This is a genomic window from Neisseria sp. P0021.S006 (assembly GCF_051956895.1).
This window is the reverse complement of the sequence record NZ_JBQCWZ010000535.1, coordinates 1-905: the sequence shown is the minus strand read 5'-3', so window position 1 is coordinate 905 and position 905 is coordinate 1. Positions and strand designations below refer to the sequence as shown.

Sequence of the window (905 nt, the reverse complement as noted above, 5' to 3'; positions counted from 1 at the left end):
GCTCGGGAAAGTCCGTAGCTCTTAAGCAGCTCGAAGATTTGGGCTATTACTGTGTCGATAATCTTCCCTTGGAAATGCTTCCATCATTGGTTTCACTCCATATCGAACGGGCCGATGAAACCAAACTCGGTGTCAGCGTTGATATCCGTTCCCGTATTAATATCCAAGAAGCGCAAGAGCAAATCCAATATTTGCGTGACGAAGGACATCAGGTTGAAGTCCTGTTTGTTGAAGCAGAAGAGGGTGTTTTGGTTCGCCGCTTCTCAGAAACCCGACGTGGACACCCTTTGTCTGGTCAAAACCTGACTTTGTTGGAAAGCCTGCAAAAAGAACGCGAGTGGCTCTTTCCGCTTAGAGACATCGCATATTGCATCGATACGTCCAAAATGAATGCTCAGCAGCTGCGTTATGCTGTGCAACAATGGCTCAATATTGAACGTGTCGGTTTGCTGGTCATTCTTGAATCCTTTGGTTTCAAATATGGCGCTCCCAATAATGCCGACTTTATGTTTGATATGCGCAGCCTGCCCAATCCGTATTACGATCCGGAATTACGCCCCTTTACTGGCATGGACAAACCTATTCAAGATTATTTGGGCCAGCAGCCGTTGGTTCAAGAAATGGTTGATGACATCGACCATTTTATTAGCCGCTGGTTGCCGCGCCTGCAACAAGAGAGCCGCAGTTATGTGACGATTGCCATCGGTTGTACCGGCGGTCAGCACCGCTCCGTTTATGTTGTGGAAAAACTGGCCGAGCGCCTCAAAGGCCGTTATGAACTCCTTGTCCGCCACCGTCAGGCTCAAAGCTTGGCAGGACGCTAACTTGCCGTTTCAGACGGCCTCAAAGGAAGAAACCATGAAAAAAATCAGTCTGACCGCATTATCCTTGCTTATCTTGACCGC

The 905-nt window shown here is 48.4% G+C and carries 1 protein-coding gene; it reads left to right on the top strand.

What is annotated here, in order from left to right:
* Positions 1 to 824: RNase adapter RapZ (gene rapZ, locus ACTHUM_RS15515; RefSeq protein WP_440403358.1), on the top strand; the 824-nt coding region annotated here is incomplete at its 5' end.
* Positions 825 to 905: the final 81 nt, after the last annotated feature.